The organism is Corallococcus sp. EGB, from assembly GCF_019968905.1.
Classification (GTDB): Bacteria; Myxococcota; Myxococcia; order Myxococcales; family Myxococcaceae; genus Corallococcus.
On the sequence record NZ_CP079946.1, the window covers coordinates 6,023,813 to 6,041,313 of the forward strand.

At 69.1% G+C, this 17,501-nt stretch carries 20 protein-coding genes; 8 read left to right on the forward strand and 12 right to left on the reverse strand.

Going from position 1 to position 17,501, the window contains the following annotated elements:
* Positions 1 to 2 precede the first annotated feature (2 nt).
* The 7 genes from KYK13_RS24725 to KYK13_RS24755 all read right to left on the reverse strand — a co-directional run bounded on the left by KYK13_RS24725 (position 3) and on the right by KYK13_RS24755 (position 4,303).
* On the reverse strand, positions 3 to 419 hold the full coding sequence (locus KYK13_RS24725; RefSeq protein ID WP_223634104.1) for a thioesterase family protein: 417 nt from the start codon (positions 417 to 419) through the stop codon (positions 3 to 5).
* A gap of 39 nt (positions 420 to 458) precedes the next feature.
* Positions 459 to 824 carry a holo-ACP synthase gene (locus KYK13_RS24730; RefSeq protein ID WP_223646741.1) on the reverse strand — a complete coding sequence of 122 codons (366 nt, stop codon included), beginning with the start codon at positions 822 to 824 and terminating at the stop codon, positions 459 to 461.
* On the reverse strand, positions 824 to 1,789 hold the full coding sequence (locus KYK13_RS24735) for an acyl-ACP desaturase (protein ID WP_223634107.1): 966 nt from the start codon (positions 1,787 to 1,789) through the stop codon (positions 824 to 826). Before KYK13_RS24735 ends, KYK13_RS24730 begins: the two co-directional genes overlap by 1 nt.
* Positions 1,786 to 2,082: a hypothetical protein gene (locus KYK13_RS24740; protein WP_223634110.1), complete on the reverse strand. Its 297-nt coding sequence runs from the start codon at positions 2,080 to 2,082 to the stop codon at positions 1,786 to 1,788. Before KYK13_RS24740 ends, KYK13_RS24735 begins: the two co-directional genes overlap by 4 nt.
* 148 nt (positions 2,083 to 2,230) lie before the next feature.
* Positions 2,231 to 3,409: a CaiB/BaiF CoA-transferase family protein gene (locus KYK13_RS24745; RefSeq protein WP_223634112.1), complete on the reverse strand. Its 1,179-nt coding sequence runs from the start codon at positions 3,407 to 3,409 to the stop codon at positions 2,231 to 2,233.
* 90 nt (positions 3,410 to 3,499) lie between these two features.
* On the reverse strand, positions 3,500 to 3,829 hold the full coding sequence (locus KYK13_RS24750) for an SCP2 sterol-binding domain-containing protein (protein ID WP_223634114.1): 330 nt from the start codon (positions 3,827 to 3,829) through the stop codon (positions 3,500 to 3,502).
* A gap of 99 nt (positions 3,830 to 3,928) precedes the next feature.
* The gene (locus tag KYK13_RS24755; protein ID WP_223634117.1) at positions 3,929 to 4,303 is read right to left on the reverse strand and encodes a response regulator; all 375 of its coding nucleotides are present in this window, start codon (positions 4,301 to 4,303) and stop codon (positions 3,929 to 3,931) included.
* Positions 4,304 to 4,502: 199 nt separating this feature from the next.
* On the opposite strand from KYK13_RS24755, the gene KYK13_RS24760 reads away from it, so the two are divergent.
* Both KYK13_RS24760 and KYK13_RS24765 read left to right on the forward strand, forming a co-directional pair.
* A complete protein-coding gene (locus KYK13_RS24760) occupies positions 4,503 to 5,552 on the forward strand; it encodes a sensor histidine kinase KdpD (protein WP_223634119.1) in 1,050 nt (349 codons plus the stop codon).
* A 77-nt stretch (positions 5,553 to 5,629) separates the two neighbouring features.
* Entirely contained in the window at positions 5,630 to 5,863 is a 234-nt protein-coding gene (locus KYK13_RS24765; RefSeq protein WP_223634121.1) for a twin-arginine translocase TatA/TatE family subunit, read from the forward strand.
* Between the two features lie 179 nt (positions 5,864 to 6,042).
* On the opposite strand, the gene KYK13_RS24770 is transcribed toward KYK13_RS24765, so the two are convergent.
* From KYK13_RS24770 to folE, 5 genes are all read right to left on the reverse strand, one after another.
* The gene (locus KYK13_RS24770) at positions 6,043 to 7,914 is read right to left on the reverse strand and encodes a long-chain fatty acid--CoA ligase (protein ID WP_223634124.1); all 1,872 of its coding nucleotides are present in this window, start codon (positions 7,912 to 7,914) and stop codon (positions 6,043 to 6,045) included.
* Positions 7,911 to 8,651 (reverse strand): tetratricopeptide repeat protein, encoded by a 741-nt coding sequence (locus KYK13_RS24775; RefSeq protein ID WP_223634127.1) that lies wholly within the window; start codon positions 8,649 to 8,651, stop codon positions 7,911 to 7,913. Before KYK13_RS24775 ends, KYK13_RS24770 begins: the two co-directional genes overlap by 4 nt.
* Positions 8,652 to 8,790: 139 nt before the next feature.
* Positions 8,791 to 9,534, reverse strand: a complete 744-nt coding sequence (locus tag KYK13_RS24780; RefSeq protein ID WP_223634129.1) for an RNA polymerase sigma factor RpoD/SigA — start codon at positions 9,532 to 9,534, stop codon at positions 8,791 to 8,793.
* A gap of 230 nt (positions 9,535 to 9,764) precedes the next feature.
* Positions 9,765 to 11,192, reverse strand: coding sequence for an FAD-binding oxidoreductase (locus KYK13_RS24785; protein WP_223634131.1), 1,428 nt, complete (start codon positions 11,190 to 11,192; stop codon positions 9,765 to 9,767).
* On the reverse strand, positions 11,189 to 11,773 hold the full coding sequence (gene folE, locus KYK13_RS24790) for a GTP cyclohydrolase I (protein ID WP_370645441.1): 585 nt from the start codon (positions 11,771 to 11,773) through the stop codon (positions 11,189 to 11,191). Before folE ends, KYK13_RS24785 begins: the two co-directional genes overlap by 4 nt.
* A 342-nt stretch (positions 11,774 to 12,115) precedes the next feature.
* Here folE and KYK13_RS24795 point away from each other — a divergent pair, with 342 nt between their 5' ends.
* The 6 genes from KYK13_RS24795 (at position 12,116) to KYK13_RS24820 (ending at position 17,486) form a co-directional block, all read left to right on the forward strand.
* Entirely contained in the window at positions 12,116 to 12,535 is a 420-nt protein-coding gene (locus tag KYK13_RS24795; protein ID WP_223634136.1) for a hypothetical protein, read from the forward strand.
* A gap of 102 nt (positions 12,536 to 12,637) precedes the next feature.
* The gene (locus tag KYK13_RS24800; RefSeq protein ID WP_223634139.1) at positions 12,638 to 14,011 is read left to right on the forward strand and encodes a zinc-regulated TonB-dependent outer membrane receptor; all 1,374 of its coding nucleotides are present in this window, start codon (positions 12,638 to 12,640) and stop codon (positions 14,009 to 14,011) included.
* A 22-nt stretch (positions 14,012 to 14,033) separates the two neighbouring features.
* Complete coding sequence (locus KYK13_RS24805; protein ID WP_223634142.1) at positions 14,034 to 14,957, forward strand: metal ABC transporter substrate-binding protein; 924 nt, start codon at positions 14,034 to 14,036, stop codon at positions 14,955 to 14,957.
* 4 nt (positions 14,958 to 14,961) lie between these two features.
* Positions 14,962 to 15,825 (forward strand): hypothetical protein, encoded by an 864-nt coding sequence (locus KYK13_RS24810; RefSeq protein WP_223634145.1) that lies wholly within the window; start codon positions 14,962 to 14,964, stop codon positions 15,823 to 15,825.
* Positions 15,812 to 16,633 carry a metal ABC transporter ATP-binding protein gene (locus KYK13_RS24815; protein ID WP_370645156.1) on the forward strand — a complete coding sequence of 274 codons (822 nt, stop codon included), beginning with the start codon at positions 15,812 to 15,814 and terminating at the stop codon, positions 16,631 to 16,633. The genes KYK13_RS24810 and KYK13_RS24815 overlap by 14 nt, the downstream gene beginning before the upstream one ends.
* Complete coding sequence (locus KYK13_RS24820) at positions 16,614 to 17,486, forward strand: metal ABC transporter permease (protein ID WP_223634148.1); 873 nt, start codon at positions 16,614 to 16,616, stop codon at positions 17,484 to 17,486. Before KYK13_RS24815 ends, KYK13_RS24820 begins: the two co-directional genes overlap by 20 nt.
* The last annotated feature ends 15 nt before the right edge of the window (positions 17,487 to 17,501 follow it).

Consider the following 17,501-nt stretch of genomic DNA (forward strand, 5'->3'; position numbering starts at 1 on the left):
CCCTACGCGCGCGACGCTTGAAGGAACTGCTGCAACGACGCGAGCTCGCGGGTCCTCGCGTCCAGGAAGGCCACGCTCACCAGCGCCTCCACGGCCGGGGGGCCGCCGCTCGCGAGGAACACCCGCTGACGGAAGCGAGCGCGGTAGTTCAGGCCGTCCGGCTCCAGCTCGTCCTCCGCGGGCGACTCCAGCGCGGTGTGCACCACCACCTCGCCCGGGGGAATCTCACGCCGGTAGTCCACCTCCGCGCGCGACACCACCGCGACCACCGCCCCGCGACGCGTCAGCCCCTGCTGCTCCAGCCAGGCCCACCGGCCCGCCTCCAGGTACTCCAACGCCGTCGCGTGGTTCACGTGGCCCAGCACGTCCAGGTCGTTCGGGCGCACGCGCAACGTGAGGGAGGACGCTTCGAAATGCACGAAAGGGACCTTCCCGCTGCCAGGGCCGCGGCAGCGACTTCAAGGTGAAGGAGCGCGCGTGACGAGGACCACCGTCGAAACGAACCCGCCGCTGTGGGACAGCGAGACGGCGACCTGCCAGCCCTCGCGCTCCAGGTGCTCGGCGAGCACGCCGTGGAACCGGAAGCGCGGCGCGTGCCGCGCGTCGTGAACGAGCTCGGCGTCGGTCCAGTACCAGCCTTCGATGGCGGGCAGCGCCTTGAAGAGCGCCTCCTTGGCGCTGAAGCCCGCCGCCAGGCTCTGCTCCGGAGAGACGGATGCCGCGAAGCGCTCCAGCTCCGCGGCCGTGAAGAACACGTCCGGCTCGCGCAGGGCCCGCACGGCCTCCAGCTCCGGGATGGCCTGGAGGTCGTGGCCCAACCCCATCAGCACCCGACGAGTTCCATCCAGGTGTCCTCCACCGCCTGGCGCGAATCCACGGCGATGCCGGTGATGCGCTTGAGCGCGTGGAACATCAGCTGCTCCTTCTTGCGCAGCGCCTCCGGGGCGTACTGGCCTTCGCGGTACTCCAGCCGGTCCCACCAGTTGACGTGCGTCTCACGCTGCTCCAACCGCTCGCGCTTGCTGCCCAACAGCTCACCGCCGCTGCGCAGGAACAGGTGCCCCACCGCGAACGCCTCCTTCGCGTGGTAGGCGCCCGTGTCCACCAGCGCCTTGGCGAAGGAGATGAAGTACGTCATGTGCTGCACTTCATCCGCGGCCACCAGCCGGAAGAGCTCCTTCAGGCCCGGGTCCTGCGTCATCCGCGCGCACTCGCCGTAGTTCACCGCCGCGAGGATCTCCGAGAACGTCACGATGGTGAGCGTCCGCAGCATGTCGTCGTCGGGGAACACCTTGCGGAACTCGATGAAGGTCGTGTCGCTGATGGGCTCCAGCTTCAGCACCGACGACAGGCGGTTGAACACCGTCTCGTGGTGCGCCTCCTCCTCGTTCCAATAGCGGCTCCACGTCCCGCACGCCTGCATGATGACGGCGACCGTGGGGTTCACCGCCTGCCACCGGCGGCACTCCGCGTCCGTCTGGCGCTCCAGGCGGTCCGCGCTCGGCTTCGTGGTGATTTCGGAGCGCCCCGCGTTCCACACGATGTTCCGGTCGGACTCGCTCAGCCGCGCGAAGTCCACCCGCGCCAGCTGCTCCATCGCGCTCCAGCGCCGCGACTCGTGCAGCCGCTGCTGCTCCCACGACAGGTCCACCAGCGACATGCGCCGCCGGGTGATGGCGTCGTAGAGCTCCGTCATGATGTACGGCCGCCCTTCCGTCTCCCCGCCCTCCGACGGAGGAAGGATGAGCGTCTGATCCGCGTCCTCGGGCATGCGAACCTGGAAGCTCACGCGAGGCTCCCTTCCGGCTGGACCACCTGGTTCAGGAACATCGTGAGCACCTTCGACATGGGCGTATCCAATGACAGCACGGGCAACCTCACGCGCAACCCATGGTCCTTGCGCAGGCCGTTCGCGGTCCGCGCGAACGCCTCCATCAGGTCTACGCTATTGGTCATGTGCTCGGAGCGGGCCAAGACGGCCCCCAGGGTCAGGTCTTCCGCGAACAACTCACCCTCCGACATGCCTACGTTTTCAGCGAACTTCCGTCGGATATAGGACTCGAACTCCTGCGCGTCGGGCACGGGGGACCTTCCTTCGCAAGGCTTGAAAGTCGATTTCCCTGTCTGAAAACAGGAAAGATCTAACTGTGTCTCCACGGCTGTCAATCAGCAACGGGTCACTTTGGATCCGCGGGCGAACGTGACCTGCTGCGTTCGCTCCACGCGTCATTCATGCAATCAGGCGCGAGATTTCCTCAGCCGTGAAACCCGCGTCTTCCAGGATGACGCGCGAGTCCTGTCCCAGCGTGGGCGGTGGACGCAGCGCGACGTCGCCCATGCGCAGGGGCGTGAGCAGGTGCGTAACGCGAATGCCACGCCGCGCGTCCTCCGCCTCCACGAAGAGGCCGCGCGCGCGCAGCTGTGGATCCGCCAGGACCTCGTCGCCCTCGGACACCGGCTCCACGCAGAACTCCGGGCCGCAGAGCTGCTCGCGCCAGTGCGCCAGCGGCTGTTCCGCGAAGATGCGGGTGAGCTCCGCCTTCACGCGAGAGCAGGCCTCTCCGCCCGAGTACGCGTCATCCAGCAGCTCCGGACGGCCCAGCTTCGCGCAGAGCGCGCCGAAGAACTTGGGCTCCAGCGCCCCCACGGCGAGCCAGCGGTCGTCCGCGGTGCGGTACAGCCCGTAGCTCGGGTATCCGCCGTTGAGCGCCTCCGTCCCGCGCTGGAGCGGTGAGCCCTGCGGCCCCATGAAGAGGCGCGAGGCCAGGTGCAGGTGGAGGAACGCCAGCGCGCCGTCCGTCATGGACACGTCCACGAAGCGGCCCACGCCGGTGCGCTCACGCTCGTGCAGCGCGGCGAGGATGCCCACCAGCGCGAAGAGGCTGCCTCCGCCGATGTCCGCCACCTGGACGCCCGGGAACGCGGGCGCGCCGCCGGCCTCTCCGCCGTAGCCCAACAGCCCCGCGCGGGCCACGTAGTTGAGGTCGTGCCCTGCCTTGAGCCGGTCCGGCCCCGTCTGGCCGTAGCCGGAGATGGCGCAGTAGATGAGCCGCGGGTTCTTCTGGCGCAGCGCCGCCTCGCCCAGGCCCAGCTTGTCCATCACGCCGGGGCGGAAGCTCTCCACCAGCACGTCGTAGCGCGTCACCAGGCGCAGGAGCGCGTCACGCCCTTCCGGCGACTTGAGGTTCAGCGTGAGCGAGCGCTTGTTGCGGTGCAGCCCGTAGTAGAGCGCGCCCTCCCCGTCCCGGTGCGGCGGCATGTGGCGGGTGGCGTCCCCCACGTCCGGGTCCTCCACGGTGTCCACGGTGGCGCCCAGGTCCGCCAGGACCAGCGTCGCGTACGGGCCGGGCAACAGGCGCGACAGGTCCAACACCCGCAGGCCGGCGAGAGGGGAAGACGGCTCGGACATCAGGGGAGGCTCCAGGGGGAGGTGGAGACATGCAGACGGCGCGTCCCCACGAGGGTGACGCGCCGTCGGTACGACACGATACGCAGAGGCTCAGCTCAGCAGCTTCGCCAGCTTCATGGCGAGGCCCATGTCCATCGGCTTGAACTTGAGCTTGCCCGACATGGCGGCCATCTGCGGGTTCAGCTTGCCCTCGCGGATCTTCACGAAGTCGTCGTTGCTGACGGAGACCGTCATCTTCGACGCGCCGTTGAGCCCCTCGGACACCCAGCCGTCCGGCTTGGTGGTGTCCAGCGTCCACTTGCCGCCACCGTCGCCGGAGACGTCGAAGTGGATGATGGCGTTGATCTCCTTCGCCAGCTCTGGCTTCGCCTGCAGCTTCGCCGGAATCTGCGTCTCGATGATGTCCTTCGCGGTCGACATGACTCGCTCCTTTTTGAGCAGCATTGATTGATGAATCAAGCCCGCGTGGACCGTAGTGGCGCACCACTACCGGGTCAAGCGCGGCACCGCGCGGCGTCCTCAGACGCGCGACGTGTCCACTGCGGGGCGCAGGGACTGTCGCACCATCGACAGCAGGTCGTTGAGCTCGAAGGGCTTGGCCAGGTGGCCCACCGCGCCAATGTCCTTCGCCTTGCTGCCGACGTTGCGGTCCGCGCTGAGGACGATGAGCGGGATGCCCGCCACGTCCGGCTTCTGGCGCATCCGCTGGGCGAACTCCCAGCCGTCCATCACCGGCATCATCAGGTCCAACAGGATGAGGTCGGGAGGCTCCGGCTCCAGGCGCTCCAGGGCCTCCTTGCCATTGCGGGCCCGGCGGATCTCGAAGCCTTCAGCCTCGAGGATCTCCGACAGGGCTTCCAAGATGTCGGGATCGTCGTCCACGACGAGCACCACGGGTGCGCCAGCATGCTGTGCGTTGAGCGAGGTCAGAGGTGTCTCCTCGATACCGCTACCTGGGACGATTCTTCACCATCACTGGCCCCCCGGGCACAAGAAATCAAGGGGCGTCAACCCGGCGTGGGAGCCCGTTGCAAAACCGACAGTCACTGCCCACCCTTCCAGTGATTCGAGGGACGACCAGGGGGAGGTACGCGTGACGTGGTCGGGGGAGACGCGAGGAGGCAACGAAGCCGCGCCGGGGCTCGCGCTGATGCCCCGCCAGGGGGCGCCGCGCCTGCTCGGTCCCCTGCTCCTGGACTACCTGGGGTTGGAGGCCCTGCCACCCGCCCCGGGCGCGACGGGCGTCGACGGGCTGATGTCCGCCGCGGGCTTCCACCGCAGGGACGGCCAGCGAAACGTCTGGGAGCGCGACGAGCGCACCCTCCTGGTGGGCGAGGAGCCCCTGGAGGACGGCGGACGGCTGGTGTGGGCGCTGCCGGTGCCCTGGAGCGCCGACCCGGATGGCCCCCAGGCCTCGGAGGCGAGCGAGCGCGTGGCGGACCGCGTGCGCTACCTGTCGCTCGCGTCGCATGACCTGCGCGGCTCCCTGGCCAACATCCGCTCGTACGCGGCGCTGCTGCTCAACGGCCGCATCCCGCTGGAGCCCAAGGTGCAGCGCTACATGGAGACCATCCTGCGCAACGCCGACCGGGCCATCTCCTTCGCCCAGGACTTCTTCGATTCCAGCCGCGCGAACCTGGGTGCGCTGGCGTGCGAGCGCGAGCGCCAGCCGCTGCTGCCCATCCTGGATGCCGCGGTGGAGCGCATGCGGAGCACCGCCTCCTCCGCCAACGTGGAGCTGGTGCTGGACGCGCTGCCGGAGCTGCCCGACGTGAACGTGGACGCGGGCCGCATCCAGCACGCGGTGGAGGCCTTCCTCCACCACCTGCTGGGGCGCGCGCAGCCGGGCGAGTCCCTGCATGTGCGCGCCGAGCGACTGGGACACCAGGTGCGGGTGGAGGTGCGCCGCGAGGGGGCGTCCGTTCCGGAAGAGGACATCCACACCGTCTTCCAGTGCGAGGCACGCGCCCTGCGTGAGCGCAAGCTGGAGGATCCGCTGCGCGTCTTCCTGGCACGGCAGGAGGTGGAGGCTCACGGAGGCCAGGTGGGCGCCCGGGTGGATCCGGACGGGACCACCCTGTACCTCACGTTGCCCTTATCGGTGCCAGAGGAAGCCGGACAGCCAGCGGGCTGGCAGGCGTGAGCCCTGCACGCGGGAGTTGCTAGCGCGCCCCCCCTCCCACCGGTATGCTCCCCGCGCATTTCGTGAGGAGTGAAGCCATGGGATTGAAGCTTCCTGAGATTCTTCTGATTTTCGCGGCGCTGCTGCTGCTGTTCGGTGGCTCGCGGCTGCCGCAGCTCGGCTCGTCCCTGGGCAGCGCGCTCCGCAACTTCAAGCGCGGCTTCTCCGGTGACGAGAAGGACGAGGTCAGCGACAAGAAGCCCGGCACGCTGTCCGCGTCCACCACCGTGGACAAGGACGTCGCGGCCAAGTCGCCCAGCCACAACGCCTGACCTCCGTCCGGGTGGGCCCGGGAAGGCCCCGCCCCGGTCGGACGACATCACAGCCTCAAGACGTTCTCCCGTGACGCCCGTACCCTGACCGCTTGAAGCGGCCATGGACGGGCGTCGGGCTTTTGGGGCCATGCCCCCCGCGACCTTCAGGTCACGGGGGGCCACGGCGGTGGGGACGGTCAGTCTCCGCCCTTGCCGCTCGCGTACATGGCGTCGATGAGCATGGCGTACTTCTGGCTGGCCACCTTGCGCTTCACCTTGAGCGTCGGCGTGAGCTCGCCGGACTCCTGCGTGAAGTCCGCCTTCATCACCTGGAACTTCTTGATGGTGGAGTACGGAGGAATCTCCGCGTTCACCTTCTTGAAGATCTCCTCGATGGCCGCGCGGATCTCCGGCCGCTGCGAGTTCTGCTCGTAGCTGCCCACCGCGATGCCCTTTTCCTCCAGCAGCTTGCGCGCGGGCTCCTCGGAGACCGTGACGAGCGCGACGAGGTACGGCTGCTTGTCACCGACCACCATCGCCTGGCTGATGAGCGGGAAGGTCTTGAGCGTGTTCTCGATGTTCTGCGGCGCCACGTTCTTGCCGCCCGCGGTGACGATGATGTCCTTCTTGCGGTCGGTGATGCGCAGGTAGTTGTCGGAGTCCACCTCGCCGATGTCGCCGGTGTGGAACCAGCCGTCCGGATCCAGCACCTCCGCGGTGGCAGCGGGGTTCTTGTAGTAGCCCTTCATCACGCAGGGGCCACGCACCAGGATCTCTCCGTCCGCGGCGATCTTGATCTCCGTGCCCGGCACCGGCGGGCCCACGGTGCCGATCTTGATCTTCTCCACCCGGTTGGCGTTGCACGGGGCGCTCGTCTCCGTGAGGCCGTAGCCCTCCAGCACCTTCAGGTCGAGCAGGTCGAAGAAGTAGGCGATCTTCCGCGACAGCGGCGCGCCGCCGGAGATGAAGATGCGCATGTTGCCGCCCAGCTTCTCATCCAGCGTCTTGCGCACCTTGGAGAACACCAGCCGCTTGGCCAAGCTGAACTGGAGCGAGCTGTACTCGCGGCCCTGGGCCTTGGCCTCGGCGTACTCGTCAAAGAGGCCGAAGGCCCACTTGAAGAGCTTGCCCTTCATGCCGGGCGCCGCCGAGCCGTTGGCCACGACGTTGTTGTAGACCTTCTCGAAGACGCGCGGCACGGACGGCAGCACCGTGGGGCGCGTCTCCGCCAGGTTCGCCAGCAGCTTGTCCACCGACTCCGCGATGATGAGGCGGAAGCCCATGGACAGCCACGCGGCCTTCACCACCTGCGCGAACACGTGCGCCAGGGGCAGGAAGAGCATGACGGAGTCGTCCGGCTTCATCATGCCCATGGCCTGGGTGGCCTTCGCTTCATAGGCCCAGTTGCCGTGGGTGAGGATGACGCCCTTGGGGTCGCCCGTGGTGCCGGAGGTGTAGATGAGCAGGTTGGTGTCGTCCGTCTTCACCTGCGCCACGCGCTCGGCGAACGCGGCCTCGGAGGCGAACGGCTGGCCCTTGCCGGAGGCCACCACCTCCGCGAGCGTCAGCTCCTTGCCGCCGTCGGCGACGGGGCCCTCGAAGACGACGATCTTCTCCAGCTTGGGGATGTCCGCGAGCTTGGAGCGCACGCGCGACAGGCGGCCCGCCTGCTTGGCGTCCTTCTCGTCGTTGTCGACGAGCAGCAGCCGCGTCTCCGAGTGGTTCAGGATGTAGCGGCACTCATCCGGCGTGTTGGAGCCGTAGATGGGCACCGTGATGGCCTGGGCCGCGCTGATGGCCAGGTCCGCGATGATCCACTGGAGGCTGGTGTTGGCGAAGATGGCCACCCGGTCCCCGGGCTGGATGCCCTGGGCGATGAGGCCCGCCGCCAGCGCCTTCACGTCCTCCAGCACCTGCGCGTACGTGACGTCCTGCCAGCGCCCGTCCTTCTTGTGGGTGACGCCTACCTTGGAGGCGTTCTGGGCCCGCTGAACGAGCAACTGGACGAGGTTCTGCTCCTGCGTCCCGCCCGCCGCGGGAGCCGTCGTGACCTGACTCTCTGCCCTCACTTGAGCTCCTCCTGGATGTCGGCATCCACCTTCTTGGCCCACTGCTGCACGCGCTGCCCCTCCGCGGGGTTGTAAGCGGTGCTTCCCTGCTTGACCTTCTCGATGGCGGCGCTCGCCTCCTTCGCCTTGCCGTCCTTCAGGAGCGTCTCGGCGAGGTAGTAGTGCGCGCGCAGCGACTGCGGAAACTTGGCGATGGCCTTCTGGTAGAACTCGGCGGACTTGCCGAGGTCGCGCTTGGGCCAGGGCAGCTCATAGAAATATCGCCCCTTCACCAGCCAGGGGCCGCCGAACTCGTACGTGGGGTCGATCTTCAGCGCGGTGTCCAGGCGCTCGTTGAACTTGCCCTCCAGGCCGTCACCCAGGGCCTTCATGATGCCCACGGCCTGCGAGTAGGAGCCGATGCCGCAGGCGGCGAAGTAGTAGCCCTCCACGCGCGCGGGCTGCAGCCTGGCCGCCTTGTCGCCCGCCTCCCAGGTCTGCTTGCCCAGGACCATCTTGAGCTTCTTCTCCGTGGCGCCGTCCGCCTGCCACTGGAGCATGCGCGCCTTGCGCCACGCGAGGTCGAAGTCGTCCGGCGCGGCCTTCAGCGCCTCGGAGAGGCCCGCGTCCAACGCCTTGAGGGAGTCCGCGTCATTGCGTTTGGCGTACAACGCGTCGAGTTGGTCGAGCAGCGCGGGATCCGCAGCGTGTGCTGGGATGGCCCAAAGCACCCAAAGGGCAAGCAATTTCAAGCGCATCGAAAAGCCTTAGCACGCACGCTCGCTCACCATCAACCGAACGCGGAAGACGCAGCGCGGCAAAAAAAGAAGACGGGGCAGGCAAGGTGCGAACACCCCGCCAAACCCCGTCGCCGGTGCAACAGTCCCTGCCCGCGCTTCAGGCGGCATCAACCGCCGTGGCCGGATGCTCCTCGTTCTCGTTGAAGGCGACGAGGTAGCGCTCCAGGAAGTTCTTCGTCTTGAGCTCCACCTGGCGCACGCGCTCGCGCGACACGCCCCAGCGCTGGCCCAGTTCCTCCAGCGTCAGCGGCTTGTCCTGCGTGAGGCGCTCCTGGAGGATGTCCCAGCCCAGGTCGCCGATGCGCTTGCGCACCTTGGCCAGGGCATCCTGGATCTCCGTGTCCTGCTCGCGGGAGAGGAACGACTCCTGCGGCGAGGGACCGCCGTCCTCCAGCCGGTCGAGGAAGGTCGTCTCACCCTCCTCGTCGATGGTGGCGTCCAGCGAGAAGTCCACCATGCTGCCGCGCTCGGCCTCGCCACCGCGCACCTGGCTGCGGTTGTCCTTCAGGTAGCGGGTGATGTAGGCGCGGATCCACCACACGGCATAGGTGGCGAAGCGCACGTTCTTCTTGGGGTCGAAGTGCTCGATGGCCTTCATGAGGCCCACGTTGCCTTCCTGGATGAGGTCGTCCAGGCGGGCACCGCGGTTGGCGAACTTCTTCGCCACGGCGACCACGAAAGCGAGGTTGGAGCTGGCGAGCGTCTGTCGGGCGCTCTCGTCACCCTTGCGGGCCTGGCGGGCCAGCTCGTACTCCTGTTCACGCGTGAGCTGCTGGTGCCCGCCCAGGTGACGCAGGTAATGCGAAAGGCCCTCTGCCGCGTACTTCGTCGAGTTGGCCATGATTTCCCGTCCTTCCGTTCGTAACTGCCGGACGCGATGTGTCCCCCGACGAACCGCGTCCACCTGTCACTAGGACGCGCAACGGCGGAAAGGGTTTCGCATTCCTTCCAAGAAGGGCATTTCGACCGCCTGCCCTTGTCAAAAGGCCGTCACGCACTCGCACTTCCGGGCCTTTGGAAGCACGCGACGCGACGGGTGGGACAGCACCTACGTTTCCGGCCACGAAGGCTTCAACGCTTGAGCGCGGGGAAGATTTTCTCCGGGTTGAGCAGGCCTGATGGATCAAAAAAGGTCTTCAGACGGCGCTGCAGCGCGAGCAGCTCCGGCGACTGCTCCAGCGCCAGATATTCCCGCTTCGCGTGCCCCACGCCGTGCTCGCCGGTGATGGTGCCTCCCAGCTCCACGGTGAGCACCAGCATGCGCTTCAGCGCCTCATCGACAAGGGGACGCTGGGCGGGACCTTCGTACAGGATGTTGGCGTGCAGGTTGCCGTCGCCCGCGTGGCCATACGTGGCCACGGTGAGCCCCAGCTCCTCGCCCATCCGCTTCAGCCGCTCGATGATGTCGGGAATTTTCGAGCGGGGGACCACGATGTCCTCGGAGATCTTCGCGGGCTTGAGCGCGCGCAGGGCCGGGGAGATGACCCGCCGGGCGGCCCAGAGCTTCTCGCGCTGACCATCGTCCTGGGCCACCAGGGTCTGGGTGGCCCCGTGCTGGTTGCAGATGTCCCCCAACAGCTGAAGCTCCGCGAAGACGCCTTCGGACGTGTTGCCGTCGACCTCGGCGATGAGGGCGGCGCCCGCGTCCGGAGGGAACTGGAAGCTGCCCCGGTGCACGATGGCCTGGACGGCGACCTCGTCGATGAGCTCCAGGCAGCGCGGCAGGATGCCGGCGGCGAGCACCGCGGAGACGCCGCGCGCCGCGTCCAGCACGGAGGGGAACACCACCAGCGCGGTCATCACCTGGCGGGGAAGTGGGATGAGCTGCACCGTGATTTCGGTGGCCACGCCGAGCGTACCCTCGGAGCCGACGAACAGCCCCACCAGGTCGTAGCCGGCCACGCCCTTGATGGTGCGCCGGCCCACGCGCAGCACCTCACCGTCCGGCATCACCCACTCCAGGCCGATGACGTAGTCGCGCGTGACGCCATACTTCAGGGCGCGCGGGCCGCCGGCGTTCTCCGCCACGTTGCCGCCCAGCGTGCAGAACTCCCAGGAGTTCGGATCCGGCGGATAGAAGAGCCCTTGCGCCTCCACCGCCTTCATCAGGTCGCCCGTCACCACGCCGGGCTCCACCACCGCGATGAGGTCCTCCTTGGAGATGGAGCGGATTCTGTTCATGCGCTCCAGGCTCACCGCCATGCCGCCCTTGAGGGGCAGCGAACCGCCGCTCTTGCCGCTGCGCGCGCCGCAGGGGGTGAAGGGCACGCCGTGCATCTGGCACGCCTTGAAGATGGCGGACACCTGCGCGGTGTTCTCCGGCAGGAGGACCGCGTCGGGCCGGTACACGCCGCTGTCGGACTCGTCGCGCGAGTAGGCGTCGAGCGCGTCCGCGTCGCGCTTCACCTGGCCTTCGGACAGCACGCCCGCCAGGGCCTCCAGCACCTTCGCGACGCGCTCGGGCGCCACCCGTTCGAAGGCCTGGGCGGCGGGGTTCATCGCGGGGACCTCGTCGTCGCCAGACCTGGACGTGCCGCGAGGCGGGCCCACAGCTCGCGGCGCAGGGGGCCGTCGCGGCGCAGGCGCCCTTCATAGGCCTCCGCGTGGGTGACGGCGTCGCGCTGGTGATCCGCCCTCAGTCGCAGGCACGCCTGCTCCGCCTCCAGGATGCAGGCGGTGGCGGGGCTGTCCAGCACCCGAGCAAGCGAGCGCGCCACCTGCCGCGCCAGGTCTTCCTGGAGGATGAGCCGGTGCGCGAAGCAGTCCACGAGCGCGCCAATGCGTCCGAAGCCCACCACGCGCGTCCCCGGCACGTAGGCCACGTGCGCGCGGCCGGTGAAGGGCAGCAGGTGGTGCGGACACATGGAGTGGAAGCGCAGGTCCGTCACCACCACCAGCTCTCCCGACGAGTCCGCGGGCGCGGGGTAGGTCTTCCCGAGCGCCTCCTCGGGCGTGCGTCCGTAGCCGTCGAGGAAGCCATGGGCCCACACGTCGGCCACGCGCGTGGGTGTGTCCACCAGGTTCACGTCCTGGAGGTCGAGCCCCGCGGCGGTGAGGAAGTCGCGGACCGCCCGGGCCATGGCGGCGGAGTCGGGGCGCGCGGCGCGAGGGGCCGGGGCCTTGGCGGCGGGGGCGCGGAGGCGGGAGCGGGAGGGAGGCACGGGCGGCGGAACTCCTGGCGCGAAGGGACATGACGGTGATGCGCGCCCAACCTAACCGATGCGGCGCGGAGGCACGTCCGGAATGAAAACACAGCTCCCGTGTCGTCCTGTTTCGGCGGCATGCCCCCGACGGAGGTCCGAGTGCCGATGTTAAATCGCCGCGCCGCTTCATCGTCCGAGGCTGGGAGTCCCAGGAGACGGATGCACCCTGCCTGCCTTGACACTCCTGGGGGCCGACAGTAAGCCAGCCGGGACCCTGTGATGCTCTCGCGCGCCCACAGCCTTGCCCGTCTCACCGCGATGCTGCTCATCGCGCTCTGGGGTGCCCAGCCGCTGGGCCTGGCGCTGCACGTGGAGCAGCACGCGCACCGGTTCTGTCCGCAGCACCAGACGTTCGAGGAGGACGCGCGGAGAGCGAATCCGGCGCTGGCCCGCTTCACCGAGCGCGCCCCCGTCGTCGCGTCCGTCCCGCCCGCCGTGGCGGACGCGCCGGGCCTCAACCACGAGACGTGCCCGCTGCTCACGGCCGCCCCGCAGGTGGAGGCCCTCTTCGCCGGGGTGTTCGCCCTCGCTTCGGCGTGCGTGGAGAGCAACCACCCCGCCACCGCGCCGCCGCGCTCCTTCACGCCGCTCGCTGTCCTCGACACCGCGCCCAAGGCCTCGCCTCCGACGCACGCGTAGTTCCGCGTGTCGTGTCCGTGAAGCAGGTCATCAGGTCGATGTTCGTTACGTGGCGCGCGGGTATGCGCTCCACGAACGGCTGGTTTCGAGGAGCCCACATCCGTGTCATCCCATCCGCGCAGGAATCCCCGCGCCCTCGCCGTCGTGCTTGCAGCGCAGCTGTCCGCGAGTGCCGCTTGGGCCCAGCAGTCCACCCCTCCCTCCACCGCGTCCCCTCCTCCCGCTGACGCCCCCGCCCCGGCCGCGCCTCAATCTCCAGAGGAGGCACCGGCGCTGAGCCCCGAGGAGATGGCGGAGATCGAGAGGGCGCTGGGCACGGACACGAGCACGCGCGCGCGTCCATCCGGCGACACGTCACCGGCGTCGCCCACCGCGACGAATGACTCCGGCACGACGCCGCTCAAGCTGCCCAACGCCATCTCCGGCGGCACCAACTTCCTCAACCTGAGCTTCATCCTGGACATGGCCCTGGCGGCATTCTCCAGCAAGGAGCCGCTGCAGGGCGGCGGGCACGACCCGACGAGGAACGGCTTCAACCTCCAGCAGTTGGAGCTGTCCATCGGTTCGGTGGTGGACCCGTACTTCCGCTTCGACAGCAACATCGTCTTCAGCCAGTTCGGCGTCGAAATCGAGGAGGCCTACGTCACCACGCTGGACCTGCCGGCGAACCTCCAGGTGCGCGCGGGCCAGTTCCTCACGCGCTTCGGGCGCATCAACGCCACGCACCCGCACGCGTGGGACTTCGTGGATCAGCCCTTCGTGATGAGCCGCTACTTCGGCGCGGAGGGCAACCGGGGCCTGGGCGTGGAGGGTTCGTGGCTCACGCCACTGCCCTGGTACGTGGAGGTCATTGGCAGCGCCACGGACGCGACCGGCGAGGCCACCGCGCGCAGCTTCTTCGGCGCCTCCGCCGAGCGCGTGCTGTCCCCGCTGGACTTCCAGCTGACGGGCGCGGTGAAGCAGTTCTTCCCGCTGTCGGACGACCTGTCGCTCATGTGGGGCCTGTCCGCCGCCACGGGCCCCAATGACACGGGCTACCGCAACCACAGCACCATCTATGGCACGGACCTGTACTTGAAGTTCCGGCCCATCACGTCACAGAGCGCGCAGCAACTGGTGCTCCAGGCGGAGGTGCTCTACCGCCGCAGGCAGGTGCCGGAGGACGTGCTGTCCGACTGGGGCGGCTACGCGCAGACGGTGTGGCGCTTCTCCAACCGCTGGGCCACGGGCCTGCGCTACGAGTTCGGCTCGCCCGCGAAGACGCAGGAGGGCCGCATCGCGACGGATCCGCTGGACCCCGAGTGGATCTCCAACCGCCAGCGCATCACCGCGGCGGTGACGTTCTGGCCCACGGAGTTCTCCCGCCTGCGCCTGCAGGCCGCCACGGACCGCGTGGGCTGGCGTGAGTCGCCGGACTACTCGGCCTTCCTCGCCTTTGAAGTCGTGACTGGCGCCCACGGTGCCCATGCGTTCTGACCTCTTCTTCCGGAGCCCTTCCATGCGTTCCCTTCGCCTGTTCGCGGCCCTTTGCGCCGCAGTCGTCAGTCTCACCGCCGTTCCCGCTCGCGCGGATTTGAAGGTCGTCGCCACGCTCCCGGACCTGGCCGCGCTGGCCAAGGCCGTGGGCGGGGACAAGGCGGACGTCACCGCGCTCGCGCTGCCCACTCAGGATCCGCACTTCGTGGACGCGAAGCCCAACCTGGCGCTCGCGCTCAACCGCGCGGACCTGCTCATCGCCGCGGGCCTGGACCTGGAGATCGGCTGGTTGCCCACGCTCCAGATGGGCGCGCGCAACAACCGCATCCAGACGGGCAACCCGGGCTACCTGGACGCGTCCCGGTCCGTGAGCCTCCTGGAGGTGCCCGCGGGGCAGGTGGACCGCAGCCAGGGCGACGTGCACCCCGGCGGCAACCCGCACTACCTCTATGATCCGCGGCAGGCCCTGAAGGTGGCCGTCGCCATCGAGGCGCGCATGTCGCAGCTGGATGCGAAGAACGCCGCCACCTACAAGGCCAACCTCGGGAAGTTCACGCAGGAGCTGCAGACGGCGCAGGCGGGCTGGGAGAAGCGGCTCGCGGGCCTCAAGGGCGTGCCGGTCATCGCGTACCACCGCACGACGGCGTACCTGCAGGACTGGCTGGGCTTCAAGACGATCGCGTTCCTGGAGCCCAAGCCGGGCATCCCGCCGAACCCGTCCCACGTCGCCCAGGTGCTGGCGCAGGGCAAGTCCAGCCAGGTGAAGCTGGTCCTCAAGGAGGACTACTACCCGGACAACATCGCGAAGCTCGTGGCGTCCAAGGTCCCCGCCGCGCTCGTCACGCTGCCGGGCGGGACGGACTTCCGCACCGGCCAGACGTACGTGCAGCGCATGGACCTGATGGTGGGCCGACTGGAGAAGGGTCTCTCCGGGAAGGGGGAATGACACCATGAAGCACATTCCCTCCAAGGCCTGGCTGCTCCCCGTCGCGCTGCTGACCGGGTGCGCGTTCGACGCGGGCGAGGGCTTCGCCGTGCTGGAGCCCTCCGTCGAGGCCGCGTACACGCCCCTGTCCCGCCGGAACGCGGGGGATGGCTACCAGGCGCTCGCGACCGACTTCCAGCTGCGCGTGGACGCCGGCGCGGTGAGCCTGGGCAGCATCGACCTGCAGGCCAGCTCCGGCGGTGGCGGCTCCACGACGTTTGATCCGTCCTCGCCGCCGCCGGGCTACACGCTGTGCCACGGCGGGCACTGCCACCGCGAAGACGGGGCGCTCGTGGACTACGCGGACGTCGAGGCGGAGCTGAACGGCGGTGGCGGCAGCAGCACCGTCACGGTGGCCAAGCTCCCCGTGGACGCGGAGCTGGACCTGCTGTCGCCCGCGGTGCGCGACCTCACCTGCGAGCCCGCGTGCGAACTGGGCAAGACGTCGCTGTCGCGCGGGCGCTGGTCCGTCACGGGCCTGCGCATGACGGGCCGCGTGCGGGATGGCCGCGTTCCGGCGCGCTTCGCGGGAGCCCTTCCCTTCCGCTTCACCGCGGCGATGACGGGCGACGAGGCCACACCGGTGGCCGTGCTCACCGGCGACCTGGATGTCCCGTCCGACCGGGAGAACGAGCCGCGCGTGACGCTGGGCCTGAAGCTGGAGCTGACGCCGGCCCTCTTCGACGCGGTGGACTGGTCCGCGGTGACGGTGGGCGCCGACGGCGTGGTGGACCTGGACGCGCCCGCGAACAAGACGGTGCGCGCCGCGCTGCTGGAGAAGGTGGCCGCACTGAGCCCCACCGCGGAGGTGAGCCGTGGCTCACGGTGATCACGAGACAGAGCTGGACCGGGGGCACCGCGCCGTGCCGCCGCCGGAGCCGGGGGAGCCGCTGCTCAAGTGCGAGCAGCTGGTCATCGGCTACGGGGGCAAGGACATCCTGCCGCCCATGGACCTGGTGGTGCGCCGCCGCCAGTTCGTGGCGGTGGTGGGCCGCAACGGCTCTGGCAAGAGCACCTGGTTCAAGACGCTGCTGGGGCTGATTCCTCCGGTCTCCGGCCGCATCAGCCTGGCAGGGCCGCACATCCGCAGCGCGTACGTGCCGCAGATGTCGTCCATCGACTCGCTGCTGCCCGTGCACGCGCGAGAGCTCACCAGTTGGGGCCGGCTGTCCGGGTGGAACTTCCTCCGGCCCGTCCCCAGCAAGACGGACCGCCAGAAGGTGGAGGCGGCGCTCGACACGGCGGGCGCTCGCGGCATCGCGAAGCGTCCGTTCCGCGACCTGTCCGGCGGCGAGAAGCAGCGCGCACTGCTCGCGCGGGTCATCGCGACCGAGGCGGACGTGGTGCTGTTGGATGAGCCCACCGCGGCGATGGACGCGGTGGCGGAGAAGCAGACGATGCTTCGGCTGTGCGCGCTCGCGCACGACCGGGGCCTGGGCGTGGTGGTGGTGAGCCACGACATGTCCGTCGCCGCCGAGCACGCCGACGTCATCCTCTTCGTGGACCGCGAGCACCGCTGCTTCGTCATGGGCGACGCGCGCACCGTGTTCTGTCACCCCGCCTTCCGCCGCCAATACGGCGACGACTACTGCCACGCCGCGCCCCAGGGACCCCACCGTGGAAACAACCCTGCTTGAACCCTCGAAGTGGGAGCAGTTCCAGGCGGGCTGGGAGCTGTTCCGAGACCCCATCCTCTGCGCGCTCATCGCCGGGTGCGTGCTGGGCTTCCTCAGCGTCTACGTCGTGCTGCGGCGCATGGTGTTCGTCAGCGCGGCGGTGACGAACACCGCGGGCCTGGGCGTGGCGCTGGCCTTCTTCGCGGAGATCCACCTGGGCGTGCACGTGGATCCGCTGGTGGGCGCGGTGGTGCTGTCGGTCGCGTCCACGCTGCTCCTGATGATCGAACCCGCGCGGCTGCGGCTGTCCCGGGAGAGCCTGCTGGGGTGCGCGTTCGCCTTCGCGGGCGGCGCGGCCATCCTGGTGGGTGACCGCATCGCACAGGAGGCGCACGACATCCAGGGCATCCTCTTCGGCACCGCGGTGCTGGTGACGCCCGATCAACTCCAGGCCGTGGCGGTGGCGGGCGCGGTGCTGATGGCGCTGCACCTGTGGTGGTTCCGGGGCATCGCCTTCGTGAGCTTCGACCGGGTGGGCGCCACCGTGCAGGGGCTGCCGGTGAAGCTGCTGGACACGGTGTTGATGGTGTCCATCGGCATCATGGTGGGCGTGTCCGCGCGGGCGCTGGGCGCCCTGCCCGTCTTCGCGTTCTCCACGCTGTCGGCCATCGCCGCGCTGGTGCTGGACCTGCGGCTGCCGTGGACCTTCTTCACGGCGACCGTGCTGGGCGGCATCGCGGGCGCGGGTGGATACCTGTTCGCGTACTTCTACGACTTCCCGGTGGGCGGTTCGCAGACCGTCCTGTCCGGGGTGCTGGTGCTGCTGATGATGCTCGTGCGCCTGGTGCGCCTGCCCTTCCAGCGCAGGGCATGAGCGAAGAGGGCCGCC